The sequence below is a fragment of the Comamonas sp. C11 genome (genome assembly GCF_024496285.1).
GTDB classification, from domain to species: Bacteria; Pseudomonadota; Gammaproteobacteria; order Burkholderiales; family Burkholderiaceae_C; genus Comamonas; species Comamonas testosteroni_F.
Genome location: NZ_CP101743.1, coordinates 1,128,110 through 1,155,086, shown reverse-complemented (window position 1 = coordinate 1,155,086; position 26,977 = coordinate 1,128,110). Strand labels below are relative to the sequence as shown.

28 protein-coding genes are annotated in these 26,977 nt (G+C 60.9%); 11 read left to right on the top strand and 17 right to left on the bottom strand.

Going from position 1 to position 26,977, the window contains the following annotated elements:
* Nucleotides 1–7: 7 nt before the first annotated feature.
* From rplS to rpsP, 4 genes are all read right to left on the bottom strand, one after another.
* Nucleotides 8–394, bottom strand: a complete 387-nt coding sequence (gene rplS, locus NOX35_RS05305) for a 50S ribosomal protein L19 (RefSeq protein ID WP_182285863.1) — start codon at nucleotides 392–394, stop codon at nucleotides 8–10.
* A gap of 139 nt (nucleotides 395–533) precedes the next feature.
* On the bottom strand, nucleotides 534–1,313 hold the full coding sequence (trmD, locus tag NOX35_RS05300) for a tRNA (guanosine(37)-N1)-methyltransferase TrmD (protein WP_182285862.1): 780 nt from the start codon (nucleotides 1,311–1,313) through the stop codon (nucleotides 534–536).
* Nucleotides 1,314–1,366: 53 nt separating this feature from the next.
* Nucleotides 1,367–1,936 carry a ribosome maturation factor RimM gene (rimM, locus tag NOX35_RS05295; protein WP_182285861.1) on the bottom strand — a complete coding sequence of 190 codons (570 nt, stop codon included), beginning with the start codon at nucleotides 1,934–1,936 and terminating at the stop codon, nucleotides 1,367–1,369.
* A gap of 102 nt (nucleotides 1,937–2,038) precedes the next feature.
* On the bottom strand, nucleotides 2,039–2,293 hold the full coding sequence (gene rpsP, locus NOX35_RS05290) for a 30S ribosomal protein S16 (RefSeq protein ID WP_003058210.1): 255 nt from the start codon (nucleotides 2,291–2,293) through the stop codon (nucleotides 2,039–2,041).
* 282 nt (nucleotides 2,294–2,575) lie between these two features.
* Between rpsP and NOX35_RS05285 the strand changes: the two genes are divergently transcribed.
* Nucleotides 2,576–3,061, top strand: coding sequence for a TM2 domain-containing protein (locus NOX35_RS05285; protein ID WP_182285860.1), 486 nt, complete (start codon nucleotides 2,576–2,578; stop codon nucleotides 3,059–3,061).
* Between the two features lie 218 nt (nucleotides 3,062–3,279).
* Nucleotides 3,280–5,061, top strand: coding sequence for a bifunctional diguanylate cyclase/phosphodiesterase (locus tag NOX35_RS05280; protein WP_256495975.1), 1,782 nt, complete (start codon nucleotides 3,280–3,282; stop codon nucleotides 5,059–5,061).
* Nucleotides 5,062–5,166: 105 nt separating this feature from the next.
* Here the strand turns inward: NOX35_RS05280 and NOX35_RS05275 are convergent, their stop codons facing one another.
* Entirely contained in the window at nucleotides 5,167–6,177 is a 1,011-nt protein-coding gene (locus NOX35_RS05275; protein ID WP_003076798.1) for an inorganic phosphate transporter, read from the bottom strand.
* A gap of 19 nt (nucleotides 6,178–6,196) precedes the next feature.
* Nucleotides 6,197–6,844 (bottom strand): DUF47 domain-containing protein, encoded by a 648-nt coding sequence (locus tag NOX35_RS05270; RefSeq protein WP_003067851.1) that lies wholly within the window; start codon nucleotides 6,842–6,844, stop codon nucleotides 6,197–6,199.
* A gap of 87 nt (nucleotides 6,845–6,931) precedes the next feature.
* Here NOX35_RS05270 and NOX35_RS05265 point away from each other — a divergent pair, with 87 nt between their 5' ends.
* Nucleotides 6,932–7,198 (top strand): hypothetical protein, encoded by a 267-nt coding sequence (locus NOX35_RS05265; RefSeq protein ID WP_182285858.1) that lies wholly within the window; start codon nucleotides 6,932–6,934, stop codon nucleotides 7,196–7,198.
* A gap of 146 nt (nucleotides 7,199–7,344) precedes the next feature.
* On the opposite strand, the gene NOX35_RS05260 is transcribed toward NOX35_RS05265, so the two are convergent.
* The 5 genes from NOX35_RS05260 to NOX35_RS05240 form a co-directional block, all read right to left on the bottom strand.
* Nucleotides 7,345–8,103: an ABC transporter ATP-binding protein gene (locus NOX35_RS05260; RefSeq protein ID WP_034362735.1), complete on the bottom strand. Its 759-nt coding sequence runs from the start codon at nucleotides 8,101–8,103 to the stop codon at nucleotides 7,345–7,347.
* A 2-nt stretch (nucleotides 8,104–8,105) separates the two neighbouring features.
* Complete coding sequence (locus NOX35_RS05255) at nucleotides 8,106–8,888, bottom strand: ABC transporter ATP-binding protein (RefSeq protein ID WP_003067855.1); 783 nt, start codon at nucleotides 8,886–8,888, stop codon at nucleotides 8,106–8,108.
* 30 nt (nucleotides 8,889–8,918) lie between these two features.
* Entirely contained in the window at nucleotides 8,919–9,998 is a 1,080-nt protein-coding gene (locus tag NOX35_RS05250; RefSeq protein ID WP_256495971.1) for an ABC transporter ATP-binding protein, read from the bottom strand.
* Between the two features lie 9 nt (nucleotides 9,999–10,007).
* Nucleotides 10,008–10,937, bottom strand: a complete 930-nt coding sequence (locus tag NOX35_RS05245) for a branched-chain amino acid ABC transporter permease (protein ID WP_182285856.1) — start codon at nucleotides 10,935–10,937, stop codon at nucleotides 10,008–10,010.
* Between the two features lie 350 nt (nucleotides 10,938–11,287).
* Complete coding sequence (locus NOX35_RS05240; RefSeq protein ID WP_182285855.1) at nucleotides 11,288–12,628, bottom strand: replication-associated recombination protein A; 1,341 nt, start codon at nucleotides 12,626–12,628, stop codon at nucleotides 11,288–11,290.
* A gap of 398 nt (nucleotides 12,629–13,026) precedes the next feature.
* On the opposite strand from NOX35_RS05240, the gene brnQ reads away from it, so the two are divergent.
* Nucleotides 13,027–14,355, top strand: coding sequence for a branched-chain amino acid transport system II carrier protein (gene brnQ, locus NOX35_RS05235; RefSeq protein ID WP_256495970.1), 1,329 nt, complete (start codon nucleotides 13,027–13,029; stop codon nucleotides 14,353–14,355).
* Between the two features lie 112 nt (nucleotides 14,356–14,467).
* Here the strand turns inward: brnQ and lolA are convergent, their stop codons facing one another.
* Nucleotides 14,468–15,103: an outer membrane lipoprotein chaperone LolA gene (gene lolA, locus NOX35_RS05230; RefSeq protein WP_256495969.1), complete on the bottom strand. Its 636-nt coding sequence runs from the start codon at nucleotides 15,101–15,103 to the stop codon at nucleotides 14,468–14,470.
* Nucleotides 15,104–15,125: 22 nt separating this feature from the next.
* A complete protein-coding gene (locus tag NOX35_RS05225) occupies nucleotides 15,126–17,492 on the bottom strand; it encodes a DNA translocase FtsK (protein WP_256495968.1) in 2,367 nt (788 codons plus the stop codon).
* A gap of 258 nt (nucleotides 17,493–17,750) precedes the next feature.
* On the opposite strand from NOX35_RS05225, the gene trxB reads away from it, so the two are divergent.
* The 4 genes from trxB (at nucleotide 17,751) to NOX35_RS05205 (ending at nucleotide 20,304) form a co-directional block, all read left to right on the top strand.
* Entirely contained in the window at nucleotides 17,751–18,704 is a 954-nt protein-coding gene (gene trxB, locus NOX35_RS05220) for a thioredoxin-disulfide reductase (RefSeq protein WP_043003440.1), read from the top strand.
* 277 nt (nucleotides 18,705–18,981) lie between these two features.
* Nucleotides 18,982–19,215 (top strand): 50S ribosomal protein L28, encoded by a 234-nt coding sequence (gene rpmB, locus NOX35_RS05215; RefSeq protein ID WP_003058229.1) that lies wholly within the window; start codon nucleotides 18,982–18,984, stop codon nucleotides 19,213–19,215.
* Between the two features lie 20 nt (nucleotides 19,216–19,235).
* Nucleotides 19,236–19,406, top strand: a complete 171-nt coding sequence (gene rpmG / locus NOX35_RS05210) for a 50S ribosomal protein L33 (protein WP_003058233.1) — start codon at nucleotides 19,236–19,238, stop codon at nucleotides 19,404–19,406.
* Between the two features lie 139 nt (nucleotides 19,407–19,545).
* A complete protein-coding gene (locus tag NOX35_RS05205) occupies nucleotides 19,546–20,304 on the top strand; it encodes a hypothetical protein (protein ID WP_256495960.1) in 759 nt (252 codons plus the stop codon).
* Nucleotides 20,305–20,319: 15 nt separating this feature from the next.
* Here the strand turns inward: NOX35_RS05205 and NOX35_RS05200 are convergent, their stop codons facing one another.
* On the bottom strand, nucleotides 20,320–21,846 hold the full coding sequence (locus NOX35_RS05200; RefSeq protein WP_256495959.1) for a PLP-dependent aminotransferase family protein: 1,527 nt from the start codon (nucleotides 21,844–21,846) through the stop codon (nucleotides 20,320–20,322).
* A 198-nt stretch (nucleotides 21,847–22,044) separates the two neighbouring features.
* On the opposite strand from NOX35_RS05200, the gene NOX35_RS05195 reads away from it, so the two are divergent.
* On the top strand, nucleotides 22,045–22,440 hold the full coding sequence (locus NOX35_RS05195; RefSeq protein WP_256495957.1) for a hypothetical protein: 396 nt from the start codon (nucleotides 22,045–22,047) through the stop codon (nucleotides 22,438–22,440).
* Here NOX35_RS05195 and NOX35_RS05190 read toward each other — a convergent pair.
* Nucleotides 22,415–23,635, bottom strand: a complete 1,221-nt coding sequence (locus NOX35_RS05190) for a fatty acid desaturase (RefSeq protein WP_256495955.1) — start codon at nucleotides 23,633–23,635, stop codon at nucleotides 22,415–22,417. The genes NOX35_RS05195 and NOX35_RS05190 overlap by 26 nt on opposite strands.
* 123 nt (nucleotides 23,636–23,758) lie before the next feature.
* Nucleotides 23,759–25,090 (bottom strand): RsmB/NOP family class I SAM-dependent RNA methyltransferase, encoded by a 1,332-nt coding sequence (locus tag NOX35_RS05185; RefSeq protein ID WP_256495953.1) that lies wholly within the window; start codon nucleotides 25,088–25,090, stop codon nucleotides 23,759–23,761.
* Nucleotides 25,091–25,230: 140 nt separating this feature from the next.
* On the opposite strand from NOX35_RS05185, the gene NOX35_RS05180 reads away from it, so the two are divergent.
* Nucleotides 25,231–25,488 carry a DUF1653 domain-containing protein gene (locus tag NOX35_RS05180; RefSeq protein WP_039049850.1) on the top strand — a complete coding sequence of 86 codons (258 nt, stop codon included), beginning with the start codon at nucleotides 25,231–25,233 and terminating at the stop codon, nucleotides 25,486–25,488.
* A gap of 50 nt (nucleotides 25,489–25,538) precedes the next feature.
* On the opposite strand, the gene purN is transcribed toward NOX35_RS05180, so the two are convergent.
* The gene (gene purN / locus NOX35_RS05175) at nucleotides 25,539–26,117 is read right to left on the bottom strand and encodes a phosphoribosylglycinamide formyltransferase (protein ID WP_182285845.1); all 579 of its coding nucleotides are present in this window, start codon (nucleotides 26,115–26,117) and stop codon (nucleotides 25,539–25,541) included.
* An 86-nt stretch (nucleotides 26,118–26,203) separates the two neighbouring features.
* Here purN and NOX35_RS05170 point away from each other — a divergent pair, with 86 nt between their 5' ends.
* Nucleotides 26,204–26,890: a YceH family protein gene (locus NOX35_RS05170; protein WP_256495952.1), complete on the top strand. Its 687-nt coding sequence runs from the start codon at nucleotides 26,204–26,206 to the stop codon at nucleotides 26,888–26,890.
* Nucleotides 26,891–26,977: the final 87 nt, after the last annotated feature.

Below are 26,977 nucleotides of genomic sequence, written 5' to 3'. Positions count from 1 at the left end.
ACGCGTATTACACGGCTGCAGCAGCAGTCTTGTTAACGCGCTGGGGCAGCTTTTCCTTGATACGAGCAGACTTGCCGCTGCGCTCACGCAGGTAGTACAGCTTGGCACGACGCACATCACCGCGACGCTTGACTTCGATCTTGGCGATCAGAGGAGAGTAGGTCTGGAACGTACGTTCCACGCCTTCACCGCTGGAGATCTTGCGCACTGTGAAGCCGCTGTTCAGGCCACGATTACGCTTGGCAATCACCACGCCTTCGTAAGCCTGCACGCGCTTACGGTTACCTTCCACCACGTTCACGCTCACGATGACGGTGTCACCGGGGGCGAATTCGGGGATGGTCTTGTTCAGGCGAGCGATTTCTTCTTGCTCGAGGGTCTGGATCAGATTCATGATTTAGTCCACCTTGATCTTGTCCGCGCCAGAATTGGCAAGCGCCGGGATTGGTGCTATTGCTGCATTACAAGAACAGCCCGAAAGCTGTCCCGCTATTTCCTTGCAGCGGCCGGATAGAGGATCAAAGAACCTGCAATTATAGCTTGGACGCCGTTTTTGCCAAAAAACCCTCATCCCTGGCATTGAGCAGCCCCTGTTCGCGGGCCTGCTCTATCAACTCGGGCCTATGCTCGGCCGTGATGCGCAAGCGCTGATCGCGACGCCAGCGCTCGATATTGGAGTGGTGGCCGGAGAGCAGCGCGGCTGGCACCTCCTGCTCATTCCAGACTTCTGGGCGAGTGTAGTGGGGGCAATCCAGCAAGCCGTCAAGCGCAGGATTGAAACTGTCCTGCTGAAAGCTGCCTTCATCGTTAAGCACACCGGGCTGCAGACGCGCCAAGGAGTCCAGCAGCACCATGGCTGCCAGCTCACCGCCCGAAAGTACAAAGTCACCCAGACTCAGTTGATGAGTGACATTTCTATCAATAAAACGTTGGTCAATGCCCTCGTAGCGACCGCAGAGCAGCACCGCACCCCGGCTTTCGGCCCAATCGGCCACCACGGCATGCTTGAGGGTCGTACCTATGGGCGAGAACAGCACCACAGGAGCAGGCTCTGCCTGTTCCCGAGCATCGACCTCGGCGCGTGCCAAGCGAATCGCTTCAAGGCAGCGCTGCAGCGGCTCGGCCATCATCACCATGCCGGGGCCACCGCCAAATGGACGATCATCCACACGGCGGTAATTGCCTTCGGCCCAGTCACGCGGGTTCCACAGATGCACAGCCACCTGACCCGAGCTGTAGGCGCGGCGCGTCACCCCGCTCTCCAGAAATGGAGCGAACAGCTCAGGGAACAGCGTAATAATGTCGAAACGCATTGATATAAAAGCGATTTAAGCTACAAACCAAATAGCAAAAAAAGCATTCCAGTTCAATAATCGGGCTGCCAGTCGGCCACAATCTTCCTGCCGGCCAGATCCACCGAATCCACATAGGCATCGACAAAGGGTATCAGACGCTCCTGCTCCTTGCCGTCCTGTTCATAGCCCAGCACCAGAACAGTCTGCGGGCCGGTGGCCATCAAGTCCTTGACCACCCCCAGGGCCACACCTTCGCGGTTGACCACGTTCAGCCCCATCAGATCCACCCAGTAGAACTCACCGTCCTCGGTCTTGGGAAAATGCTCGCGCGCCACAAAGACGCGGGCGCCGCGCAGAGCCTCTGCGGCGTTGCGGTCGGCGACTTCAAGCGAGGTGGCCACGATGGTGTCGGCATGGAAGCGGGCCTGCTTGACGGGCAGCACCAAGGTGCCCGTGAAATGCTTGGCGCCTTTCTCGGCAGGCTGCAAAAACCAGTCCTTGGCGGCAAACAGGGCCTCTGGGGCGCTGCTGAAGGCATGAACCTTGAACCAGCCCTTGATTCCCCAGGCATCGGCAATGCGACCGACTTCAATGGCATCAGCAGGCAAGCTCGTGGCTTGAAGAACAGGCATGTGGCTCATGGGATCAGCAGAAAAATGCAGAATTTCAATAAAAAACGGGTCCCGTCAGGCAAGCCAACGGAACCCGCTTTGGTAAAGGTGCCTAGAGAGCAACCGCCTAAATTAGGCAGCAACCTTCTTTGCAGCTTCCTTGATCAGGCGTTCAGCCGTATCGGAAGTTTGAGCACCAACGCTCTTCCAGTAGTTCACGCGGTCCAGAGCCAGACGCAGGCCTTCTTCGGCGCCACGAGCGCTAGGGTTGTAGAAACCCAGACGTTCGATGAAAGCACCGTCGCGACGCACGCGCTTGTCAGCTGCAACGATGTTGTAGAAGGGACGAGCCTTAGAGCCGCCGCGGGAGAGACGAATAACAACCATGATGTTTCCTTCGGGTGGTTACAGCCAGCGCCATCAAAAATTTGACCAGCTGCGCAGGTTTTCTTACAGCGTTTGAGACACGCGACATGACCACCCGGCCAGCGACACGCCGTAAAACCGGAAATTATATCGAGTTCTGCCAAAGCTGCCTATAGCTGCGGCAAATGGGCATAGTCGGCACAGAGGACTCCCCGAAAGTGAACCGCAATTGCCCTGAGCCCCGCATTTGGCGCGAAGGGAATAATGGACGGGTTCTTTCGTTTTCTGCCCGCGCACCAGACCATGAACCAACTTGTTCCCGCCTCCACCCCGACCCCTCGCCCCAAAAACAAGACGACTGCCTCCTGGCTGGCCTTGATCGGCGGTCCGCTGGGGCTGCATCGCTTCTACCTGCACGGACTCGGGGACTGGCTGGGCTGGCTGTTGCCCATTCCCACTGCACTTGGCATCTACGGCATCGAGCGCGTGCAGCAGCTTGGGCAGGACGACAGGCTGAGCTGGCTGCTGATCCCTCTGCTCGGCTTCACCATCGCCGGCTGTGCCCTGCGCGCCATTCTCTACGGCCTGATGGAGCAAGGAAACTGGAACCGGCTCTTCAATCCCCGGATGGATGCCGACGCACCTGCAGGGCGCACCCAATGGACCACGATTTTTGCCGTGAGCCTGTCCCTGATGCTGGGGGCCACCGTGCTGATGGCCAGCATCGCCTACAGCTTCCAGCACTACTTTGAATATCAGGTCGAAGAGGCACGCAAGATTTCGCAGTAGCTGCAGCGCTCCGAACCAGGGGTTCTCACCCGCTCCAAGGCGGCTTCGGCCTCGCCGCTTTTGTAAGCGAATGTCTAATTTTTCACCTACTGGGCGCAAAGCGGCGCCTGCCGATTCCGCAGAACTCACAATGCCCAACTGACGAACTTCCTGCAAAGACTGCACCCAAGCAGCATTTGCACTACGACGGCTTTGCTGCACCAGTCCGAAGAGGTCTTATGTCTGCAACCAACGAAAAGTCTGCCAGATCCGAAGTACATGGGCAAAACGCCTTTCCAGCTGCCACCAGCCTGGTGGGTGTGTACGGAGAACAGCTTTTCCGCATTCTTGAGCAAACCAGCAGCGGCTATGTGTTGCTGGATGCTCAGAACCGGGCACAACGCTGGAATGATGGTTATCTGCGGATATTCCCCTGGCTGGCTCCCTTCCTCAAAGTAGGCATACCTCTGCAAGCCGCTCTGCAAGCTGCCGCAACAGCAGCCCCGGCCAACGCGGCACCGGCCCTGAACCATATCGCCGAAAGTCATCAAACCCTGATTACGCGCCAGCAAGCCAATGCCCAGTTTCAGCTGCCCAATGGGCGCAAGCTCAATCTGTCGGCTCACGCCCTATCAGCCAATTACACCGTGCTGGCCTGCAAGGAACTGCTGCCTCATGGCAACGAAGCAGAAAGCCTTTCCTTCTTCGATGTGCTGACCAATCTACCCAACCGGCGCCTGCTGCTGGACAGGCTGTCCCAGGCCATGATCCAGTCCGAGCGCACGGGCTGGCGCGGCGCCTTGCTGACCATAGACATGGAGTCGGTGGCAGGCCCGGCCACCAGCACGGGAGACAGCCAGTCCTGCCTGGCACCGAGCATCGCACAGCGCCTGCTCGGCTGCGTGCGCTCCTGCGATACCGTGGCCAGACTGGATGCGGCACACTTCGTCATCATGGTCTCGGATCTTTCCCCGGATATCGAAATGACCACGGTGCTGGTGGAGCGTCTTGGAGAGCGTCTGCAGGAAAGCCTGAACGGCAGCTACCAGCTCGGCAACAAAAGCGCGATGCTGGAGGCCAATATCGGAGCCACTTTATTCGGCCCGCACTCCCGCTCCGCCACCGAGTTGCTGCAGCAGGCAGAGATCGCCATGTACCGCCTGCGTGACGAGGAAGCCCGCGGCCTGCACTTCTTCAGCCCCGAGCAGCGCATCCTGGCCAATGATCGCCAGCGCCTTGAGCAGGAGCTGCGCGAAGCCCTGCGCCTGGGCCAGTTCGAGCTGCATTACCAGGCGCAATACTCCGCCAGCGGCGATGTCAACGGTCTGGAAGCCTTGTTGCGCTGGCGCCATCCCAGGCGAGGTCTGGTACCCCCGAGCATTTTCCTGTCCGTGGCCGAGGAAACCGACATCATCGTTCCGCTGGGCCGCTGGAGCATTCAGGCCGCCTGCGAGCAATTGGCCGGATGGAAGGTCGATCCGCAACTAGACAAGCTGCCCATCTGCGTCAACATCAGCGCCAGGCAGCTCAGGCAAGCCGACCTGGCCGATCAGGTACAGGACATCATCAGCCAGACAGGAGCCGACCCGGCCTTGCTGCTGCTGGAGCTTTCCACCCAAGCGCTGAGCCCCTCGCACGCGGATATCGTTCCGACCCTCACCCGTCTTCGCTCCATGGGACTGCGGCTGTCACTCGACGACTTTGGTGACAGCTCCCATATGCAGCAAGCGCTGCAGCAGCTTCCCCTGAACCAGCTCAAGCTCTCGCACTCCCTGGTGCAGCGCCTGGGCCCCAACAATGCCGCCGAAGCTGCCGTGCAGGCGGCCATCGCGCTGGCCGCCCGCCATCAGATGACGATAGTCGGCGCAGGAGTGGAAACCCTGGAGCAGCGTGCCCTGCTCGCGCAATATGGCTGCGAGCATTTCATGGGCTATCTGCTCAGCCCTCCGGCACCGGTCGGCCAGCTCAGATCGCTGCTGCAGCGGCAGGCCATATCCAGCCTGCAGGAAACCGTGGCCTGAGCCCATGTTTCAGCCATGAAAAAAGGCTTCGCAATGCGAAGCCTTTTTGGCGCCAATCCCTTTATTGAAAAGCGTCAACAGCTATCAATCAAGGAGTACACAAGCTCAATACAGTTGCAAGCTGACCCAGTAGGCAATGGATGCCACAAAGGCGCTGGCAGGAATCGTCAGAATCCATGCCCAGACGATATTGCCAGCTACGCCCCAGCGCACGGCACTCGCGCGCTGCGTGGAGCCCACGCCCACGATGGCACCGGTAATGGTGTGCGTGGTCGAGACGGGAACACCCAGGAAGGTGGCAAAGAACAATGTCAGAGCACCACCGGATTCGGCGCAGAAGCCACCGACGGGTTTGAGCTTGGTGATCTTCTGCCCCATGGTCTTGACGATGCGCCAGCCGCCGAACATGGTGCCCAGGCCGATGGCCAGATAGCAGCTCACGATGGTCCACAAGGGAGGCTCGGCATCACCGGCATTGGCATAGCCCGTGGCAATCAGCAGCAGCCAGATGATGCCGATGGTCTTTTGCGCATCGTTACCACCGTGACCCAGGCTGTAGGCACCGGCAGACACCAGTTGCAGACGGCGGAACCACTTGTCCACGCGATTGGGGCTGGCGCGGCGGAAAATCCAGGCCACAAGTACCATCATCAGCGAACCCAGCAGAAAGCCCAGCACGGGAGAGACGAAGATGAAGGCCACAGTCTTCCAGATGCCGCTGGCGATCAGCGCGCCCGCACCGGCCTTGGCAATCACCGCACCCACGATGCCGCCAATCAGGGCATGCGAGGAGCTGCTGGGAATGCCGTAGATCCAGGTGATGACGTTCCAGGTGATGGCCCCCACCAGAGCGCCAAACACGACATGCGTGTCAACGATGCCCGGCTGAACAATCCCCTTGCCCACGGTTGCCGCCACACTGAGGTGGAAGACGAAAACCGCCACAACGTTGAAGAACGCGGCAAATGCCACGGCCTGAGTAGGTTTGAGAACCCCCGTGGAAACCACGGTGGCAATCGAATTGGCAGCGTCGTGAAAGCCGTTCATGAAATCGAACAGCAAGGCGAGCACCACCAGCAAAATCACAACCCAGAGGGCTGCCTGTACCGGCTCCATGATCGGACTCCAGCGAGAATCAGGAATTCTCGAGGACGATGCCCTCGATCAGGTTCGCCACGTCTTCGCAGCGGTCCGTGATGGTTTCCAGCAGCTCGTAGATGGCCTTGAGCTTGATCACCTCACGCACATCGGGCTCTTCACGGAACAGCTTGCTCATGGCCGCGCGCATCACGCGGTCGGCATCGCCTTCCAGGCGGTCGATCTCGTCGCAGGTCTTGCTGGCGGCATCCACAATCGTGGGGTCCGAGAGACGGTCCAGCAGCTTGACGGCATCACGCAGACGCTCGCAGCAGCGCACGCACAGATCGGTCAGACGTGTGATTTCGTCTGTCATGTGACGCACGTCATACAGGGCCATGGTCTCGGCCGAGTCCTGGATCAGGTCGGCCACGTCGTCCATGGTGTTGATCAGCGAGTGGATATGTTCGCGATCCAGGGGCGTGATGAAGGTCTTGTGCAGCAGCTTGGTGACATCATGGGTCACACGGTCGGCTGCGCGCTCGGCGTTGTCCACATCGGCGTTGTATTTTTCGCGCAGATGGGGATCGTTGTAATTTGCAACGAGTTGCGAGAAGGCATGAGCTGCTTCAACGATGCGGTCTGCATGTTGATTGAACATCTCGAAAAAATTACCTTCGCGCGGCAATAGCTTGCCAAACAGCATGAATGCTCCTTACCGGGGAAAAGAAACCAGGCGACTCACTGCAAAAAAAGTGCATGGCTCCCGGCTTAAACGGGGCGGAGTTTACTCTTGAGTCATTGTGCGTTTCAGCGCGTCTTCAAGACACCCCTTCGGGCACCACGAAAAATAAAATACAAGCTCTTCGCCATGCTAGGCGCTGTCAAGAAGCCTGTGATTCCTCCAGACAACACCGGAGAGCAGCAATCCGCCCACCCAACGCGCCGACTCCTTGAGCATTTCACTGAGCCACGCGAAAACGTTCCAAATACTTCTTTTTGTAATAAGCAAATTCTATTAAATGACAAAAAAGAATTAAAAGGAACTAAAAAGAAATGAATAAAACAATCAAAGAACCATGAAAAACGTCATTTTTTTGTCATTTTCTTGAATTTAAGGGGAATTAGGGTTCACCCTTGACTGCAGCAGAGCGTGACGGCGGGATAGCGCACTGCGATCGAAAGCGCCAGCAGTCTCGTCAAGGCTTACTCTCCCAGGTAAGCCGCACGCACGCGCGGATCACTCAGCAAGGTCTGGCCCGGCCCCGTCATGGTGATGATGCCGGACTCCATGACATAGCCTCGATCGGCCAGCGCCAGCGCGCGACTGGCATTCTGCTCCACCAGCACCATGGTCACGCCCAGCGCATAGACATCGCTGACCACCTCGAAGATCTTGTCCACCATGATGGGCGACAAACCCATGGACGGCTCGTCCAGCAGCAGCACCTTGGGCTGGCTCATGAGTGCGCGGGCCATGGCCAGCATCTGCTGCTCGCCCCCGGACATGGTGCCCGCCAGCTGATCCTTGCGCTCCTTCAGGCGCGGAAAGATGCCGAACATGCGCTCGATATCCGCCTGTATGCCCGCCTTGTCCTTGCGCGTGTAGGCCCCCATGAGCAGGTTTTCGGTAATCGTCATGCGTGCGAACACGCCGCGCCCCTCGGGCACCATGACCAGGCCTTCGGCCACCAGATCCCAGGCGCCCTTGCCTTTGATGCTTTGGCCCAGGTAGAGAATTTCGCCATCGGCAATCGGCAGACCTCGCGTGACAGCCTTCATGGTCGTGGTTTTGCCAGCGCCGTTGGAGCCGATCAGCGACACCAGCTCGCCCTGATGCACCTGAAAGTCCACGCCCTTGACAGCCTGAATACCGCCATAGCCCACCTTCAGGCCCTTGACCTGCAGCAATACCGGGGCCGTGGACTTGGAGGCCTGCGCCTGTTCCAGCACTTGATCCTGCATCTTCAATGGCCTCCCGTGCCCAGATAGGCTTCAATCACTTTTTCATTCTTCTGCACTTCGGCAGGCGTGCCTTCGGCAATCGGCTTGCCATAGTCCAGCACCGTCACGCGGTCGCACAGACCCATGACCAGCTTCACATCGTGCTCGATGAGCAGGATGGTGCGATGGTCGTTGCGAATGCGGTCGATCAGCTCACGCAGCTGCAGCTTCTCGGTCGCGTTCATGCCGGCGGCCGGCTCATCGAGCGCGATCAGCTGCGGGTCCGTCGCCAATGCACGGGCAATCTCCAGGCGGCGCTGGTCGCCATAGGACAGGGTGCGCGCCTTGAAGTCCGCATATTTGCCGATGCCGACATAGTCGAGCAGCTCGCGCGAGCGGGCCCGAATCGCTGCCTCCTCGGCCTTGAAGCCCTTGGTGCGAAACACTGCCCCGAGCAGGCCAGAATGCGTGCGCACATGGCGCCCGACCATGACGTTTTCCAGTGCTGTCATCTCGGCAAACAGGCGGATGTTCTGGAAGGTCCGGGCAATGCCGGCCCGGGCCACCTTGTGCACCGCCGTCGGCTCATAGGGCTTTCCGGCCAGCTCGAACTTGCCGGTATCGGGCGTATAGAGGCCGGTGATCACGTTGAAAAACGTGGTCTTGCCTGCGCCATTGGGGCCGATCAGACCATAGACCTGGCCTCTATCAATCTTCATGCTCACGCCGGACAGCGCCTGCAAACCGCCAAAGCGCTTGGAGATGTCCGAGACATGAAGGACCGCGGAAGTCGTGCTCTCTGCCATATCAGTTCACATTCCTTGTCTGTGCAGTCATCAGGACTGGCGATCCAGGCTTTTGGCATGCTCGGGCGTGGGCCACAGGCCGCGCGGGCGCATCAGCATGATGACAATCATGGCCAGGGCAATCAGCAACTGGCGCAATATGGAGGCATCGAGGCGCCCATCGGTCATCTGCTGCAGCGGCCCCGCCACATAGCGCAGAACCTCGGGCAGGGCCGAGAGCAGCACGGCCCCCAGAATCACGCCGGGAATATGGCCCAGACCGCCAAGCACGACCATGGCCACGATCATCACGGACTCCATGAGGCTGAAGGACTCGGGCGATACAAAGCCCTGGAAGGCGCCGAACATGGAGCCGGCCACGCCACCGAACGAAGCGCCCATGCCGAAGGCCAGCAGCTTCATGTTGCGCACATTGATGCCCATGGCCTTGGCGGCGATTTCATCTTCCCGGATCGCCATCCAGGCACGGCCTATGCGCGAATCCTGCAAGCGGTAGCAGATCACGATGGTGGCCAGCACCAGCACCAGAAACAGGTAGTAGTACAGCGTGACGGAGGCGATGTCGTAGCCGAAGATTTCGTGGCGCTTGGCCAGGTCGAAGCCGAAGATCTTGACCGAGTCGATCTGGCCAATCCCCTTGGGGCCGTTGGTAATGTTGACCGGCTGATCCAGGTTGTTCAGGAAGATGCGGATGATCTCGCCAAAGCCCAGTGTCACGATGGCCAGATAGTCCCCGCGCAGCCGCAGCACCGGCAACCCCAGCAGCACGCCCGTACAGGCGGCCAGCAGCATTCCAAGCGGAATCACCAGCCAGATCGAAGTGTGCAGTCCGTTGGGAAACATGGCCACAAAGCCTTCGAAGGTCTCGGCCAGATGCGGCGATGCCATGAGCGCAAACATATACGCGCCCACTGCATAGAAGGCCACATAGCCCAGATCCAGCAGGCCGGCGTAGCCGACCACGATGTTCAGGCCCAGCGCCAGCATCACATAGAGCAGGGCCAGATCGGCGATGCGCACCCAGGCGTTGCCGAAGTACTGCAGGATCAGCGGCAGCACCAGCAGGCCTATGCCGCCCAGAATCCAGTGGAGTGTCTTGTTGTTGTGCATGGGCACTCCTCAGGCACGGTCCGCCACACGCTCACCCAGCAGGCCCGAAGGGCGCAGCGTCAGGATGATGATGAGCACGATGAAGGCAAAGATGTCGGTGTACTGGCTGCCCAGCACGCCTCCCGTCAGGTCGCCGATATAGCCAGAGCCAATGGACTCGATCAGCCCCAGCAGCAGGCCTCCCACCACGGCCCCGGCCAGATTGCCGATGCCGCCGAACACGGCCGCCGTAAAGGCCTTGAGACCCGGCAGAAAGCCCATGGTGTGATGAGCCGTGCCGTAGTTGGAGGCGTACATGATGCCGGCAATCGCCGCCAGCACGGCACCGATGATGAAGGTGGCGGAAATCACCATATCGGGCTTGACGCCCATCAGCGCCGCCACACGCGGGTTCTCGGCCGTGGCCCGCATGGCGCGCCCCAGCCTGGTGTAGTTGACCAGGTACATCAGCGTGGCCAGCGCAATCGCCGTGACCACCAGCACCAGAATCTGCGTGGGTGTGATCACCGCCGTGCCGATCTCATAGGGCGTGGACGACAGCAACGTGGGATAAGCCTTGTAGTTGGGCTTCCAGATGATCATGGCCAGGGTCTGCAGCAGGATGGAGACGCCGATGGCCGTGATCAGCGGTGCCAGGCGCGGGCTGCTGCGCAGCGGCCGGTAGGCCACCTTCTCGATCACGAAGTTCAGCGATGCGGCCACCACGCAGGCGATGATGGCGGCAATCAAAAGCATGAGCCAACCCGGCAGATAAGGCATGGCCTCCTGCATCAGGCCGATGCAGCTCCAGCTGGTCAAAGCCCCCACCATCAGCACCTCGCCATGCGCGAAGTTGATCAGCTGAATGATGCCGTACACCATGGTGTAGCCCAGGGCTATCAAGGCGTACATGCTGCCTAACACCAGACCATTGATGATCTGCTGCAGCAAGATATCCATAAGCGCGCTCCCCTTCCCTCGATCCAAGACGGAGACACTGCGAGCCTCTCATCCCGAACGACGGAGCCAGCGATGCCATGGTTCCCCTTCTGCAGTCCGCCGCTTTGTGGGCCGCTTGTCGCAAAAGAGTGAATCGATTCTAGGGAGCTGTTTTCAGGACTCAGGGCCGGGGTTTCCCGTGCGCAGGCCCAAAATGCTGCAGTGCAATAATTTCATCGACAGCGCAAGTCCAATAAATACAGGCACTTAGTCATGGGCTGCTACTCAATCTAGCGAAAAACCCTGAAAACACCGCAAAAAATGCAGCATTCAACTAGTGCCAGTTGTGCAACACCTGGGCAACTCGCTCTTTACAGGTCTGCCGGCTCGTCATCTGCCGCACGAGCGGCGTCGTTGAGCGCCTTGAGTTCTGCCAGCTTCTGGCCAATCTTGATTTCCAGCCCGCGCGCCACGGGCTGGTAGAAGCCTGGGTCCTCCATTCCTTCTGGCAGATAGCGCTCGCCCGCCGCAAAGCCGCCCTCCTCGCTGTGGGCATAGCGGTAGTCCCGCCCATAGTCCAGCTGCTTCATCAGCTTGGTAGGTGCATTGCGCAGATGCAGCGGCACAGGCCTTGTAGTGTCGCCCTTCACAAAGGCCTTGGCCTTGTTGTAGGCCATGTAGCCGGCATTGCTCTTGGGCGCCACGGCCAGGTAGATCACGGCCTGGGCCAGCGCCAGCTCGCCCTCGGGGCTGCCAAGACGTTCATAAGTCGCAGCGGCATCGTTGCACATCTGCATGGCACGCGGATCGGCAAGTCCTATGTCTTCCCAGGCCATGCGCACGATGCGACGCGCCAGATAGCGCGGGTCGGCGCCGCCATCCAGCATGCGGCAAAACCAGTAAAGCGCTGCATCGGGGTCCGAGCCGCGCACGGATTTGTGCAGTGCGCTGATGGTGTCGTAGAACTGCTCGCCCCCCTTGTCATAGCGGCGCATGCGCTCGCCCAGCACCTTGAGCAGCCAGCCATCGGTGATGCTCTGCACCCCGGCCTGCTCGGCCGTGATGGACAGGGTCTCCAGCGTGTTCAACAAGCGCCGCGCATCGCCGTCAGCATAGGCAATCAGGCGCTCCAGAGCTTCGTCCTCTATCGCAGGAATCGCCTGGATGGCCTGGGCCTTGAGCACAATCTGCTTCAAGTCGTCCGGAGTCAGGCTTTGCAGCACATAGACCGCTGCCCGCGAAAGCAGGGCCGAGTTGACCTCGAACGACGGGTTCTCCGTCGTCGCGCCGATGAAGGTGAACAGCCCACTTTCCACGTGAGGCAAAAAGGCGTCTTGCTGGCTTTTGTTGAAGCGATGCACCTCGTCCACAAACACAATGGTGCGCTGCTGCAACAGTCCGCTCTGGGCGGCCTGCGCCTGCTCCACGGCCTCGCGGATGTCCTTGACGCCGCCCAGCACGGCGCTGATGGAGATGAACTGCGCATCAAAGGCATCGGCCATCAGGCGCGCAATCGTGGTCTTGCCCACCCCCGGCGGGCCCCAGAGTATGCAGCTATGCGGGCGCCCCGACTCAAAGGCCAGGCGCAACGGCATGCCCTCTCCCAACACATGCTGCTGGCCGATGACTTCGGCCAGAGTGTGCGGTCGCAGGCGCTCGGCCAGGGGCTGATGGGGAACGGCTGGGGAATGGGAGTTGATGTGCGTGACCATGACCCCTCAAGTATCCAATGCTCCGGGCAGTTGCGCATTCAAATGGGTTGGGGCTGTCTGCACACCGAAGGCAGGCAATACTTACCCACCTTAACCCCTGCACATTTATCAGAATTTCCCATAAGAGAAAATAGCGTTTTAACGGATTTAATCTCTCCATTAACGAGGCCACCCCTCGCCCCATGGAGGTACTGCCCCCACCGGCCTGCCAAAAACCAGGCCAGCCAGGCCCGGCAGCACGCCTAGATTCATTGCGGGCCGCCTCATCTGCGCCACGCAATGCCTGTGCCTGATAGGGCTACCGCCATCAGCCAGAAATCAATCGAAAGCATCCGCAACTTTCCTTGGTTCCACATTGCTCCAGGGCGTGCCAGCGCTGCACGCCTGAGCCTAAGCGTATGAAAAAACTCAAGACCTGGGACATTTTTGCCCTCGGTTTCATGACCTTTGCCCTGTTCCTCGGGGCCGGCAACATCATCTTCCCTCCTATGGTGGGCCTGGCAGCCGGTGAAAACCTGCTCGGCGCCTCAACCGGCTTTCTGCTGACGGGTGTCGGTCTGCCCCTTCTCGGCGTAGTCGCTCTCGCACGCGTGGGTGGCGGCCTGGACACCTTGACCAGCCCCATAGGCCGCATTGCCGGCCTGGTGCTGGCAGTGGCCATCTATCTGACCATCGGCCCTCTGTTTGCAACGCCACGCACGGCGACCGTCTCCTTCGAGATGGGCCTGGCTCCCTTTGTCGGCAACACACCTGCCATGCTGCTGGCCTTCACCATCGCTTACTTCGTGGCGGTGGCGCTGCTGTCGCTCTTCCCCGGCAAGCTCATGGACAACGTGGGCAAGATCATCACGCCCGTGCTGATTCTGGCGCTTGCCGTGCTCGGCGGCTCCGCCGTGCTGGCCCCTGTGGATGGCTACAGTCTCAGCACCGAGGCCTATGCCACGCAGGCAGCCGCCTTTTCCGAAGGCTTTCTGCAGGGCTATCAGACCATGGACGCCCTTGCCTCGCTGATCTTCGGCATCGTCATCGTCAATGCGATCAAGGCGGCTGGAGTGAGCGACAGCAAGCTGCACACCCGCTACTGCATCTACGCCGGCATCATTGCCGCGACCTGCCTGGGCCTGGTCTATGTCTCGCTGATGTATCTGGGTGCCACCAACAGCGAGCTGGCTGTCAACGCCACCACCGGCGTGCAGATTCTCACGGCCTTTGTACAGCAGACCTTCGGCCCCGCAGGCCTGTGGCTGCTGGCCATCGTCATCATGCTGGCCTGCCTGACCACCGGCGTGGGCCTGATTACCGCTTGCAGCAGCTTCTTCAGCGAGCTGACTGGTATCTCCTACCGCACCATGGTCATCGGCCTGTCGGTCTTCAGTGCGGCCGTGGCCAACCAGGGCCTGGCCCAGTTGATTGCCGTCGCCGTGCCGGTGCTCGTGGGGCTGTACCCCGTGGCCATCGCCCTGATCGCTCTGAGCCTGCTGCACCGCTGGAATCAGCCGTCGCGCGTCTACATTCCCGTAATGACCGTCTCCCTGATCTTTGGCCTGTTCGATGCCGCCAAGGCTGCCAAGCTTGATGCCCTGGTGCCCGCCTGGCTGGACAAACTGCCCGGCGCTGCACTGGGCATGGGCTGGGTCGCCCCCGTGGTCGGTGTGCTGGTGATTGCAGGCCTGCTGGACTTCGCCATCGGCAACAGGCAAAGTGCCGCAAACGCCACGCGCGCCTGATCACAACAGCCCCACGGCAGTGCTCTACTCACAAGGGCTAAGCCCGGTTCCTGCATAAAAAAGGCCTGCGGACACCATCCGCAGGCCTTTTTGCTGATGCGTGCCGCAATCTTTACTGCTTGAGCACGTCGGCCCCCTTGGGCACCGTGAAGTGGAAGGTCGATGCCGGCAGCGAAGCCTGGGTTTGCAGGCCCTTGAACTGCATCAGCGAACGCTGACCAAAGCTGTCCTCGATATCCAGCGCCGCCAGCTTGCCTTCCGGTGTGAAGCCTATGCGCACACTCTTGAGCTGGCCGCCTTTCTGCCTGGGGCTGGCCAGCACCCATTCCAGACCGTCGGCGTCAGGCTGGTTGCCCAGCTCGAAATCGGCCTTCAAGGCCTTGAGGTCGGTGGCCGAGGTCAGGATGGCCGCCGGTGTGCTGCCCAGCACCTGGGCCTGGGCACGCTCCGTCACCTGATTCAGGTCGGCGTCATACAGCCACAGTGTCTTTCCGTCGGCCACGATGAGTTGCTCGAAAGGCTTGCTGTAGTTGAAGCGGAACTTGCCGGGGCGCTGAAATTCAAAGCTGCCGCTGGACACCTTGGTACGCGCTTGCTGTCCGGACTTGGGGGGCGAAGTCACGGACTGGATGAAATCTGCCTTGCCTGCCTGGGCATTCTTCATGAAGGATTCAAGGCTTTTCAGGCCATCAGCCATTGCGGCACTTGCGCTGCCAGCTATCAAAATTGCAGTCAAAAGACGTTTCATGACTCTCTCTCTTGTACGCGACTCACTCGCTGCGAGCCGGAACTAGAACATCGCGCTGCCCGCTGGATGTGAGCGAGCTGACCAGGCCGGCCTTTTCCATCTGCTCGAGCAGATTGGCCGAGCGGTTGTAACCGATGCGCAGTTTGCGCTGAACGTAGGAAATGCTGGCCTTGCGGTCTTTCAGCACGATTTCGACGGCCTGATCGTAGAGCTCGTCCTTTTCGCCTCCACCTCCACCTTCGCCATCGTCATCACCGCCCTCACCGTCGACAGAGCCGCCTTCCAGTATGCCTTCGATGTAGTCGGGATCGCCCTGTTCCTTGAGATAGCTGACCACACGGTGCACCTCGTCATCGGAGACAAAAGCGCCATGCACCCGAATCGGCAGACCGGTGCCGCTGGCCATGTACAGCATGTCGCCCATGCCCAGCAGCGTCTCGGCTCCCATCTGGTCCAGCACGGTGCGGCTGTCGATCTTGCTGGAGACCTGGAAGGCAATACGCGTGGGAATATTGGCCTTGATCAGGCCGGTGATCACGTCCACGCTGGGACGCTGGGTCGCAAGAATCAGATGGATGCCGGCCGCACGCGCCTTTTGTGCGAGACGGGCGATGAGCTCTTCGATCTTCTTGCCCACCACCATCATCAGATCGGCCAGCTCGTCGATCACGATGACGATGTGCGGCAGACGCTGCAGCGGCTCGGGCTCCTCGGGCGTCAGGCTGAAGGGGTTGGGAATCGATTCCTCGCGCGCCTTGGCCTCGTCGATCTTGCTGTTGTAGCCGGCCAGGTTGCGCACACCGAGCTTGCTCATGAGCTTGTAGCGGCGCTCCATCTCGGCCACGCACCAGTTCAGGCCGTTGGCCGCCTGCTTCATGTCGGTGACCACGGGGCACAGCAGATGGGGAATGCCTTCATAGACCGACATTTCCAGCATCTTGGGGTCGATCATGAGCAGGCGCACATCGCGCGCCTCTGCCTTGTAGAGCAGAGACAGAATCATGGCGTTGATGCCCACGGACTTGCCCGAGCCGGTCGTGCCGGCCACCAGCACGTGGGGCATCTTGGCCAGATCGGCGACCACTGGGTTACCCACGATGTCCTTGCCCAGACCCATGGTCAGCAGGCTCTTGGCGTCGTGGTAGACCTGCGAGCCCAGCACCTCGGACAAGCGGATCGACTGGCGCTTGGCATTGGGCAGCTCCAGGGCCATATAGTTCTTGCCGGGAATGGTCTCGATCACGCGAATCGACACCAGGGACAGCGAACGCGCCAGATCCTTGGCCAGATTGACGATCTGCGAGCCCTTGACGCCCGTGGCAGGTTCGATCTCGTAGCGTGTGATCACAGGGCCGGGCATGGCCGCAACCACACGAACTTCCACGCCAAAGTCCTTGAGACGCTTTTCAATCAGCCGGCTGGTCATCTCCAGCGTCTCGGCAGACACCAGCTCCTGGCGCTGCTGGGCCTGGTCCAGCAAGTCCACCTGAGGCAGCTTGCTGTCCGGATGATCGGTGAACAGCGGCTTCTGGCGTTCCTTCACTACCCGGGCGCTGGGCTGACTGGTCTCCTGCAGCACGGGCTCGATGATCTGCACAGGCTGATGCACCGGTGCAGCGATCGCACCTTCGGTGCGGTCAAACACCACTTCCTCACGTTCGCGGGCCGCTCTCTTGCCGACAGAGACATCCTTGGCAATTTCGCGACGCTCGCGGCCAAACTGCACCATGCCGTCCAGGCGAGCGCCCAGGCCCTCGGCCAGCTTACCCCAGGAAAAGCCGAACACCATGGCTGCGCCCAGCACGAACAGGCAGATGCCGATCAGGCCCGAACCCGCAAAACCCAGCCATTTGAGGGCATTAAAGCCCATCATGTAACCAAACACGCCACCGGCGGGGCCGGGCAGCAAGTTCTCGAAACGGTACAAACGCGTCCATTCCAGCGCGCAGCTGGCACTCATCAGAATGGCCAGGCCACCCCAGAACAGAAAGCGGCGGCGCCACAGCGGCATCAGCGCCAGAGGGCTGCCGTCCTTGTTCACCCCGCCACGCATCCAGCGCACCAGCGATGTCACCCAGGTCTGCACGGCGGCCAGCACCAGCCACCAGATGGACATGCCGAAGCCGAAGTAGCAGGCATCGGCCAGCCAGGCCCCCACACGGCCCATCCAGTTATGCACAAACGGCTTTTGCCCGGCACCCGAGGTGGACCAGGCTGCATCTTGCGGCGAGTAGGTGAACATGGCCATGAGCCAGAACACCAGTGCCAGCAGGCCGATCAACAGCAAAACCTCCTGGCTGAAGCGAATCACTCCATAGCGCGGAGTCGCAGCGCGGGATTTTGATTTGCTGGAAGAAGACGCGTTCGAAGCGTTCAATGTATATGTCATACGCAGGCGCTAGCTTACCTTAGGCCCTTATCCAAGCGGTACATTCGGCCAAGACGATCGCTCAGCGTAATGCAAGCACATGCAACAAAACTGCCATACGGTAGCCGGATTCGCTTCATCACTATCATTTTTAACAATTCCGGTGATTAAAAACAGCTGCACGCGCAGACCTTGATCCGGAGCGATACTCCCACATCTTCCCAATGTTTTCATGACCGCGCGCCGGCCGTCGGCCTGCTTTTTTCAGAGTTCCGCTCCATGTCCTCTACCAAACACGCACAAGTTCTCATCCTCGGCTCCGGCCCTGCCGGCTATACCGCAGCCGTATACGCTGCCCGTGCCAACCTCAAGCCCCTGCTGATTACCGGCATGGCCCAGGGTGGCCAGTTGATGACCACCACCGAAGTGGACAACTGGCCTGCCGACGTCATGGGCGTGCAGGGCCCCGAGCTGATGCAGCGTTTTCAGGAACATGCCGAGCGCTTCAAGACCGAAATCGTTTTCGACCACATCAACCAGGTTGACCTCTCCAAGCGCCCCTTCACCCTGACCGGCGACAGCGGCGTCTACACCTGCGACTCGCTGATCATCGCCACCGGCGCATCGGCCAAGTACCTGGGTCTGCCCTCCGAGGAGGCCTTCATGGGTCGCGGCGTGTCCGCCTGCGCCACCTGCGACGGCTTCTTCTATCGCGAGCAGCCCGTCTGCGTGATCGGCGGCGGCAACACGGCCGTGGAAGAGGCCCTGTATCTGTCCAACATCGCCAGCAAGGTCACCCTCGTGCACCGCCGCGACAAATTCAAGGCCGAGCCCATCCTCGTGGACAAGTTGATGGACAAGGTCAAGGAAGGCAAGATCGAGCTCAAGACCCATTTCACACTGGATGAAGTGCTGGGCGACCAGAGCGGCGTGACCGGCATCCGCATCAAGAGCACGCAGGACGGCCACACGGAAGAGGTCAAGCTGCAAGGCGCCTTCATCGCCATCGGCCACCACCCCAACACCGACATCTTCCAGGGTCAGCTGGAGCTGGAAAACGGCTACATCGTCACTCAGGGCGGCCTCAAGGGCTTTGCCACACAGACCAGCGTGCCCGGCGTGTTCGCCGCCGGCGACTGCCAGGACCATGTCTACCGCCAGGCCATCACCAGCGCCGGCACCGGCTGCATGGCGGCCCTGGATGCCCAGCGCTTCCTGGAACAGGAATCCTGATGACGCCAGGACGCTTGGGCGTCTGAGCGGCTGTTAGCGCATGTTCGGCGCAAAAGCCCTTGGGTTTGGCCAGTTTTGGCCGGCACCAGGGGCTTTTTTGCGAGAACGCTATAATCGCAGACTTTGCTGAATTCCAGGTTCGCGCTTTACCGTGCTTCGGGACTTCCGCAATCGGGCTACCGCCACCCATTACAAACTGGCGAGGTGAGGTTGTCGGCACCTCCTGCTCCTGCAGGATTCCAGAGCCGGCGGCCGATTCAACTATCGGAGTGTCCCAATGGCACGCGTATGTGAAGTTACGGGCAAGAAGCCCATGGTGGGCAACAATGTTTCCCACGCCAACAACAAGACCAAGCGTCGTTTCCTCCCCAACCTGCAATACCGCCGCTTCTGGGTGGAGAGCGAAAACCGTTGGGTGCGCCTGCGCGTTTCCAGCGCTGCTCTGCGCCTGATCGACAAGAACGGTATCGACTCCGTGCTCGCAGACATGCGCGCTCGTGGCCAAGCTTAATTTCCTGAAGGAGAAACACCATGGCTGCTAAAGGCGGACGCGAAAAGATCAAGCTGGCTTCCACTGCTGGTACCGGTCACTTCTACACAACGACCAAGAACAAGAAGACGATGCCTGAAAAGATGTCGATCATCAAGTTCGACCCCAAGGCTCGCAAGCACGTCGAGTACAAGGAAACCAAGCTGAAGTAATTCGGCCTGTTTCCTGAAAAACCGCCTCACGCAAGTGCAGGCGGTTTTTTTATGCCTTCGCGATGCCTGTAACCGCGCGAGGGCTGGCCCCGCGCCCCTCCCTATACTTGGCACTTTGCAACGAGCAGGGGGGGATCACATGAATCACAGGACGCTGAGCACATTGCTTTTTTCGCTTGCCGTGTCGCCAGCCGTCTTCGGCCAGACCTTCATCTGCCCCTCGGGTCCCGGCCCCGGCCAGCGCCAGGTTGGCATGACAGGCGGCTCACCGGGTCTGGCCTCGGTGCCCGTCTGCGAGCAGTTCAGTTCCGCGCCCGCCGCCACCCAGCGCACCGAACCGTCGCCCGCCGATGCCCTGGGCGGTCTGGCCCGCGGCCAGCTGGAGCTGCTGCGCGAGGGGCAGGAGCTGATCAGGGAAGGACAGAGAATTGCACAAGATCCGCAGTACCAGAAGCTGCGCAAGGGCTACTGGATGTTTTCGCACGACGAGAAAAATCCACGCTCGGGTCTTGAATGTGCTGCGATCTTTGGCAGCATGTCCGGTGCCGTTCAGCTTTCCGGCCCTACGGCCAAGCACAACGGTGCCCTGCTGACCTTTCTGGGAATGGACATTCCCCAGCCCGCCAGCCCGCGCAAGATCAGAACCACTCTGACCCAGAACCAGGACCGGCCCCAGGAGGTTGGCGCCATCAACTACACCATGTCCAATGGAAAATGGGGAGCCATCGTCTATGCGCTGGGCGGCCCCGAAGCATTGGTCAAGGAGCTGGGTGAAGAGGAAGAAGCCCGCTTCAAGGTCTCCGTGGAAGGCAAGGAGGTCATCAGCACCTTCTACAAGGAGGGCGGCAAGGCCCGCGACTTCCTGAGCAAGTGCATGGCCGGTCAGCTGACGAATTAAAGGCACAGCGCAGCTCTAGCTACGCGGACTCTGCCCCAGTTGCCGGCAGGCCATTGCGCCCAGATCCTGCATCGCCCTTTCCATGAGTTCGTCGACCGGATGGGTGCAGGCCAGACGCATGCAGTGCTCGTATCGGCCGGAGTTGGAGAACATGCTGCCCGGCGCAATGCGTATGCCGCGCGCCAATGCTGCCGTGAACAAGTCCGAGGTGGACATCTGCGCAGGGAACTCCAGCCACAGACACAGGCCGCCACTTGGCAGACTCATGCGCGTGCCCAGCGGAAAATGGCGTGCCACCAGTCTGGCCATGGCCTCGCGCTGCCGCTTGAGCTGCTGCCTGAGCTTTTCCAGGCTGCGCTGATGGGTGGGTGAGCCCAGCACCTCGGCCACGACCAGCTGTCCCAGCGTCTGGGTATTGCGGCTTTGCGCAAATTTCAGCATCTGGATACGGCCGTGCCATTGGCCGCCATTCATCCAGCCCTGACGCAGACCCGGCGCCAGACTTTTGTTGAAGGCCTGGCAATAGATCACATGCCCGGAGACACTGTCCCAGGCCTTGAGCGGCTTCACCGGCAGCCCTTCGACAAACAGACCGTAGGAGTCATCCTCGATCAGTGCCGCCCCATGGGCTGCGCACAGAGCCACGAGTCTGGCCTTGTTCTCGTCCGGCATGCGTGCACCCAAAGGCATCTGCAGATCCGGCACTACCACCACGGCCTTCAGGCGCGGCTGGGTCTGAAAAGCCAGCTCCAGCGCCTCGATGGACATGCCGGTGCGCGGGCTGCAGGGAATCTCCAGCGTTTTCAGCTGCAAGGACTCCACCACCTGCAGCAGGCCGTAATAGGTTGGAGACTCGACGGCCACCATGTCCCCGGGGGATGCGACGGCAGCCAGCGCCAGACTCACCGCTTCGGAATTGCCGGTGGTTGCCAGCACGTCTGCAGGCGCCACACGGATACCGGAGGCCAGCGCCCGTCTGGCCATGGCCTGCTGAAACAGCGGATGATTGCCCTGATTGGCCAGCAGAGAGCGCCCCTGCGAGAGCAGCGTCGGATGCTCGCGCAGCAGCCTGGTGACGGTCTTGTTCAGATAGTGATGATCGAACAAGGAGGCAGGCGGCGTGCAGCCACCGATGTCCATATAGACCTCGGCCTGGCGGCCGCGCTCGAGCAGCAGAGAAATATGCTCGTTGATGCCCACGAAATGCGCATGCGCGCCGGGAGACAGCGGCTGGCTCAGGTCCGGTTCGTTGGTCAGAGGAATATCGCCCGTCCTCGTCGCGCACACGAAGTAGCCCACGCGGGGCCTGGCCTCCAGACAGCCCTGCGCTTCCAGAAAACGCAGCACCTGCAAGGCTGTCGAGAGACTGATGTCATGCCGCGTCATCAGCTCGCGCACCGACGGCATGCGCTCCCCGGGCTTCAAGCTCCCCAGCTCTATGGCTGCGCTGTAGTGCACGGCCAGCCGTTGATACAGCGGTAGCAGCGCATCGCTTGCCGCATCATCGACAGGCAGTGATTCGGAGGTGGTGGAAGTCAGCATGATGGCAAAAACGCAGGGCCGGACCGGCATCATGCCAGCAAGCCCTGTTCTGCAACAGATACAGATTGTCAGCAAACATGGCAGAACAGAGACACCGGAATCCGCGCTGCTACGCCTGCGCAGAACGCTTGCTGTGCCTGTTCTGCCAAGCCTCACTTCCCTACGCTTGAGGGCCTGAATCACAGACCTCTAGCCACCATGTCACAGCCGGACTTCACCCCGAAAACACATAGCCTCAACAGCGGACAAGCCGCATCGCTGCTGTTTGAACCAGGCAGCGAGCTGTTCTGCCAGCAAGGTCCGCTGCGTCTGGCCATCGGGTCGCTGAGCTTTACCGACACTCACTTCGGCCAGGTCATGTTGCTGCAAACCGGGCAAAGCTGGCGTTGCCCCGATCGCACCTGGGTGCAGCTGAGCACGGCGGCAGGTGCGGCCTGGATTCAATATCCGGCGGCACGAATACAGCAAAGCCGCCCCCACCCGAACAGGGCAGCGAGGCGGCTTGAAGAGGGAAAAGGCCTGAGCTTCGCGCTTGCCAGACTCTGGCAGCAGCTAGGCAAGCTCGGCCTCAGACGTGGGCAGCGCGCAGCTTGACGGAGAAATCCTTGAGTGCCGCAATGCCGCTGGCTTCGGCACGCTGACACCAGGCCTGCAGCTGGCCTGTCAGCTGCTCGCGGCTCAGGCTGGTGTTGAGCCACAGCTGGCGCAGCTCTTCACGCATGACCAGCATCTGGTCAATCACCGGGTGCGCAGCGCGCGCCTGCGCCAGCTGGCCCTGGGCACGCTCGGGCACCTTGTCGGCATCGCGGTGCAGCCAGCGCTGCACGCCCTTGAGCAGGGAAACATCCGACTTCTGCGCCTGCTTCTGCTTGAGCAGATCCAGCTCGTGCTGAACCGCCGCGCGCACGCCGCGCGCATAGCGGGCCATGACCTCGTAGCGATTGGCAATGATGGCTTCCAGCGTCAGCTCGTCGGCCACGGGCTTGACGGCGCCCATGCGCAGGCGCGGTGGGGTCTTCTTGACCTTGGCCCAGCCCAGCTTCTGCATGAGGCTGATATAGAGCCAGCCGATATCGAACTCGTAGGGCTTGACGGAGAACTTGGCCGAAGTGGGGAAGGTATGGTGGTTGTTGTGCAGTTCTTCGCCACCGATGATGAGACCCCAGGGCACCAGATTGGTGGAGGCATCCGTCGCCTCGTAGTTGCGATAGCCCCAGAAATGCCCCACGCCGTTGACCACGCCCGCAGCCCAGAATGGAATCCAGACCATCTGCACGGCCCAGATCGACAGTCCGATCGCACCGAACAGCGCCACATTCAGGATGAGCATCAGCGAGGGACCCATCACCGAATGGCGATAGATATTGCGCTCCATCCAGTCGTCGGGCGTGCCGTGACCGTACTTCCTGAGCGTTTCCTCGTTCTTGGCCTCGGCGCGGTACAGCTCGGCACCTTCGCGCATCACCTTGCCCAGGCCGCGGGTCTGCGGGCTGTGCGGGTCGTCCGCGGTCTCGCACTTGGCGTGGTGCTTGCGGTGGATGGCCACCCATTCCTTGGTCACCATGCCCGTGCCCAGCCAGAGCCAGAACCGGAAGAAATGCGAAGGAATAGGCCCCAGATCCAGCGCCCTATGCGCCTGGCTGCGGTGCAGATAGATGGTGACGCCCGCAATCGTGAAGTGGGTGGTGATCAGGGTGTAGAGCAGCAGCTGCCACCACGACAGATCCCACAGGCCATTGGCCATCCAATCCACGACGGCATTCCAGATCGAGGCTATATCCAGCGACATAAATAACAAAGCCTTTGGCAAAAAAACGCGCCCATCCGACACGCATGGTCGTGCCATTTTAGGTGAGCTGCCGACCGGCCTGCTGTCGATTCCCCGACAGCAGATACCGGATTTGCACCGAAGTTACGTCTTTTTCACCCAAACAGCCGCGAAAAACCCGTCTGTCTCGTGCTGATGTGGCCACAGACGCAGATAGCGTCGACCCTTGTCACCACCGCTGCAAAGCTTGTCGCCGTCGGCAATCTTGAGCTGCTCGAGCACCTCGCCCGCGTCCAGCGGCACAAACTCGGGGTGAGCGGCGCTGAAGGCTTCGGCAATGGCCTCGTTTTCCTCTGGCAGGATGGAGCAGGTGGCATAGATCAGACGACCGCCGGCCTTGACCAGGCGCGCGCTGCTTTCCAGGATGGCAGCCTGCTTCTGCGTCAGCTCCTGCACGGCCTTGACGCTCTGGCGCCACTTGAGGTCGGGGTTGCGGCGCAGCGTACCCAGGCCCGAGCAGGGAGCATCGACCAGTACACGGTCGATCTTGCCGGCCAGGCGCTTGACGCGCTCGTCGCGCTCGTGGGCAATCGCGGCAGGGTGGACATTGGAAAGACCCGAACGCGCCAGACGAGGCTTGAGCGCATCGAGGCGATGACCCGAAACATCGAAGGCATACAGACGGCCGGTGTTGCGCATGGCCGCGCCAATGGCCAGGGTCTTGCCGCCGGCACCGGCGCAAAAGTCCACCACCATTTCGCCACGCTTGGCGTCCAGCATCAGTGCCAGCAGTTGCGAGCCTTCGTCCTGCACCTCGATGGCGCCGCGGTTGAAGGCATCGAGCTTGGCCAGCGCGGGCTTGCCGTCCACACGCAGACCGATGGGCGAGAACGGCGTGGGCTCGGCCTTGATGCCGGCTTTTTCCAGTTCCTTGCGCAGATCGGAGCGCTTATCGTTGAGCGTGTTGACACGCAGGTCCAATGGAGCGGCCTGCTCCATGCTGGCGGCCAGTGCCCAGAATCCATCGCCCAGCTGGGCCTTGAGCGGCTCGACCAGCCATTCGGGCAGATTGTGGCGGTGCGCCTCCATCAGCTCTTCGGGCTTGACGCCGTCGCAGGCAGCCAGCCACTTGAGTTCCTGGGGGGTCAGCGCGGCCTTGATAAAGGTCTCGCTATCCTGGCCTTCCTTGTTCCTGACCTTGCCTTCCTTCTTGGCCTGCTCGCGCAGCACGGCGGCAAAGCCCAGAATGGCCAGCCGACGCTCGCGTGCGCCGCTGCCCGAATGCGCCAGCGCTTCGAACAGCAGCTTCTTGCGCAGCACGGTGTAGACGGTTTCAGCCAGGGTGGCGCGCTCGCGCGGGCCCAGATAGCGGTTTTCGCGGAAAAAGCGGGACACCACGGCATCGGCCGGGTGTTCAAATGTCAGGGCACGCTTGACGAGTTCAGAGCAAGCGTCGAGAAGGGCTTTGGGATGCATGGGCGCAATTGTCCCACTCTCGCCCTGGCCCTGGCTGGCACCCGATATCTATGACATCGGGCAGCCCAAGCAGATTCATAGTAAAAACAGGCTCCAGCCCTTTTCCTTCAAGCGCTGAAAGCTCATCTTTTTAAAGCACCATGTCCGACCACGATCTGCCTGCACTCATCACCACCGAGCCCGGTCTCTACGAACACTACAAAGGCATGCGCTATGAAGTCATAGCTACCGTGCGCCACAGCGAAACGCTGGAGCCCATGACGCTTTACCGTGCGCTCTATGGCGAGCATGGCCTGTGGGTGCGCCCCGCAGCCATGTTCAACGAGACGGTGGTGATCGACGGCGTGGAGCAGCCACGCTTTCGCCGTCTGCCTGCCGAGGAGCAAAAATCAGCATAAAGGCAGGCCCTATCGCTTACCGATAAAGAGATAGAAGCCATCAAATCTGATCAAGCCTTGATCAGATTGAGCACGGCTTGTGGATAGATGATGTGCTCCTGCACCAGCACGCGTGCAGCCAGCAGCTCGGCTGTGTCACCCTGCAGCACGGGCACCACGGCCTGCTCCAGGATGGGACCCACATCGAGCTCGGCCGTCACGCGGTGTACGGTGCAACCCGCAAACTTGCAGCCTGCATCAATCGCACGCTGATGGGTGTGCAGACCGGTGAAGGCCGGCAGCAGCGAGGGATGGATGTTGATCAGCCGGCCCTCATAGTGCGCAACAAAGCCTGGAGTGAGAATGCGCATGAAGCCGGCCAGCACCACCAGATCGGGCGCATGGCGATCGATGACCTGCGCCAGCTCGGCATCAAAGGCCTCGCGGCTGTCGAACTGCTTGTGATCCAGCACCTCGGTGGCGATGCCGTTGTCCCGCGCGAACACCAGGCCCTTGGCCTCGGCCTTGTTGCTCACCACGGCGCTCACGCGGGCGTTGTACTGCTTTGCCCAGTTCTGCTGCTGGGATGCACGCACAATGGCAGCCATGTTCGAGCCGCCGCCCGAGATGAGGATCACGATGTTTTTCATGGGCGGCGATTGTCGCATTGACGGACAAACCCTATCGGGTTTGCACCAGTTCCTGTGCGCTGCCCTAAGACTTTAGAGGAGATCCCATGCCGTTTGATCCACGCAACACCCCTTTGAGCGCCATCGAAGCCCGCGTTCTGGCCACGCTGATGGAAAAGGCCCGCACCGTGCCCGACAGCTATCCGCTCACGCTCAACAGCCTGGTCACGGGCTGCAACCAGAAGTCCAGCCGCGACCCGGTGATGGAGGTCAGCGAGGGCGAAGCCCAGGAGGCACTGGACAGCCTGCGCCTCAAGACCCTGTCGGTACAGATCAGCAGCGTGCGCTCCACGCGCTGGGAGCACAACTTCCCGCGCGGCATTGGCGTGCCCGACCAGTCGGCCGTGCTGCTGTCCCTGCTGATGCTGCGCGGCCCCCAGACCGCTGGCGAGCTGCGCATCAACTCCGAGCGCTGGCACCGCTTTGCCGACATCTCCTCGGTCGAAGCCTTTCTCGACGAACTGCGCGAACGCAGCGAGGAAAAAGGCGGCCCGCTGGTCGTGCAGCTGCCGCGCGCCCCCGGTGCCCGTGAACAGCGCTGGGCCCACCTGCTTTGCGGCCCGGTGGATGTCAACGCCCTGGCAAGCACCAGCAGCGCCAGCACGGGCAGCAATGCATCGGCCCTGCAGCAGCGTGTGGATGCGCTCGAAGCCGAAGTCGCCCAGCTGCGCGCCACCATGCAGATGCTGTGCGAATCGCTGGGCGTGGAACCGCCTGCTGCACCGGCTGAATAAATTCAAACAGAAACTGATAGCTGCCAGCGTTTATCCAATAAGCGCTGGCGGCCTGCTTCATTACCAACGACCCGCCAGCGCCGAAAG

Excerpts from the sequence above, each read along its gene's own strand:
- NOX35_RS05280 (WP_256495975.1), top strand. The coding sequence starts at position 3,280 with ATGTCTGCAACCAACGAAAAGTCTGCCAGATCCGAAGTACATGGGCAA.
- NOX35_RS05195 (WP_256495957.1), top strand. The coding sequence starts at position 22,045 with ATGTCACAGCCGGACTTCACCCCGAAAACACATAGCCTCAACAGCGGA.
- NOX35_RS05285 (WP_182285860.1), top strand. The coding sequence starts at position 2,576 with ATGAACCAACTTGTTCCCGCCTCCACCCCGACCCCTCGCCCCAAAAAC.
- purN (WP_182285845.1), bottom strand. The coding sequence starts at position 26,117 with ATGAAAAACATCGTGATCCTCATCTCGGGCGGCGGCTCGAACATGGCT.
- rpmB (WP_003058229.1), top strand. The coding sequence starts at position 18,982 with ATGGCACGCGTATGTGAAGTTACGGGCAAGAAGCCCATGGTGGGCAAC.
- trmD (WP_182285862.1), bottom strand. The coding sequence starts at position 1,313 with ATGCGTTTCGACATTATTACGCTGTTCCCTGAGCTGTTCGCTCCATTT.
- lolA (WP_256495969.1), bottom strand. The coding sequence starts at position 15,103 with ATGAAACGTCTTTTGACTGCAATTTTGATAGCTGGCAGCGCAAGTGCC.
- NOX35_RS05240 (WP_182285855.1), bottom strand. The coding sequence starts at position 12,628 with ATGGTCACGCACATCAACTCCCATTCCCCAGCCGTTCCCCATCAGCCC.
- NOX35_RS05260 (WP_034362735.1), bottom strand. The coding sequence starts at position 8,103 with ATGCAGGATCAAGTGCTGGAACAGGCGCAGGCCTCCAAGTCCACGGCC.
- NOX35_RS05180 (WP_039049850.1), top strand. The coding sequence starts at position 25,231 with ATGTCCGACCACGATCTGCCTGCACTCATCACCACCGAGCCCGGTCTC.
- rpmG (WP_003058233.1), top strand. The coding sequence starts at position 19,236 with ATGGCTGCTAAAGGCGGACGCGAAAAGATCAAGCTGGCTTCCACTGCT.
- rimM (WP_182285861.1), bottom strand. The coding sequence starts at position 1,936 with ATGAGCCACATGCCTGTTCTTCAAGCCACGAGCTTGCCTGCTGATGCC.
- brnQ (WP_256495970.1), top strand. The coding sequence starts at position 13,027 with ATGAAAAAACTCAAGACCTGGGACATTTTTGCCCTCGGTTTCATGACC.
- NOX35_RS05275 (WP_003076798.1), bottom strand. The coding sequence starts at position 6,177 with ATGGAGCCGGTACAGGCAGCCCTCTGGGTTGTGATTTTGCTGGTGGTG.
- NOX35_RS05225 (WP_256495968.1), bottom strand. The coding sequence starts at position 17,492 with ATGACATATACATTGAACGCTTCGAACGCGTCTTCTTCCAGCAAATCA.
- NOX35_RS05245 (WP_182285856.1), bottom strand. The coding sequence starts at position 10,937 with ATGGATATCTTGCTGCAGCAGATCATCAATGGTCTGGTGTTAGGCAGC.
- NOX35_RS05190 (WP_256495955.1), bottom strand. The coding sequence starts at position 23,635 with ATGTCGCTGGATATAGCCTCGATCTGGAATGCCGTCGTGGATTGGATG.
- rpsP (WP_003058210.1), bottom strand. The coding sequence starts at position 2,293 with ATGGTTGTTATTCGTCTCTCCCGCGGCGGCTCTAAGGCTCGTCCCTTC.
- NOX35_RS05205 (WP_256495960.1), top strand. The coding sequence starts at position 19,546 with ATGAATCACAGGACGCTGAGCACATTGCTTTTTTCGCTTGCCGTGTCG.
- NOX35_RS05170 (WP_256495952.1), top strand. The coding sequence starts at position 26,204 with ATGCCGTTTGATCCACGCAACACCCCTTTGAGCGCCATCGAAGCCCGC.
- NOX35_RS05255 (WP_003067855.1), bottom strand. The coding sequence starts at position 8,888 with ATGGCAGAGAGCACGACTTCCGCGGTCCTTCATGTCTCGGACATCTCC.
- NOX35_RS05185 (WP_256495953.1), bottom strand. The coding sequence starts at position 25,090 with ATGCATCCCAAAGCCCTTCTCGACGCTTGCTCTGAACTCGTCAAGCGT.
- rplS (WP_182285863.1), bottom strand. The coding sequence starts at position 394 with ATGAATCTGATCCAGACCCTCGAGCAAGAAGAAATCGCTCGCCTGAAC.
- NOX35_RS05270 (WP_003067851.1), bottom strand. The coding sequence starts at position 6,844 with ATGCTGTTTGGCAAGCTATTGCCGCGCGAAGGTAATTTTTTCGAGATG.
- NOX35_RS05200 (WP_256495959.1), bottom strand. The coding sequence starts at position 21,846 with ATGCTGACTTCCACCACCTCCGAATCACTGCCTGTCGATGATGCGGCA.
- NOX35_RS05250 (WP_256495971.1), bottom strand. The coding sequence starts at position 9,998 with ATGCACAACAACAAGACACTCCACTGGATTCTGGGCGGCATAGGCCTG.
- trxB (WP_043003440.1), top strand. The coding sequence starts at position 17,751 with ATGTCCTCTACCAAACACGCACAAGTTCTCATCCTCGGCTCCGGCCCT.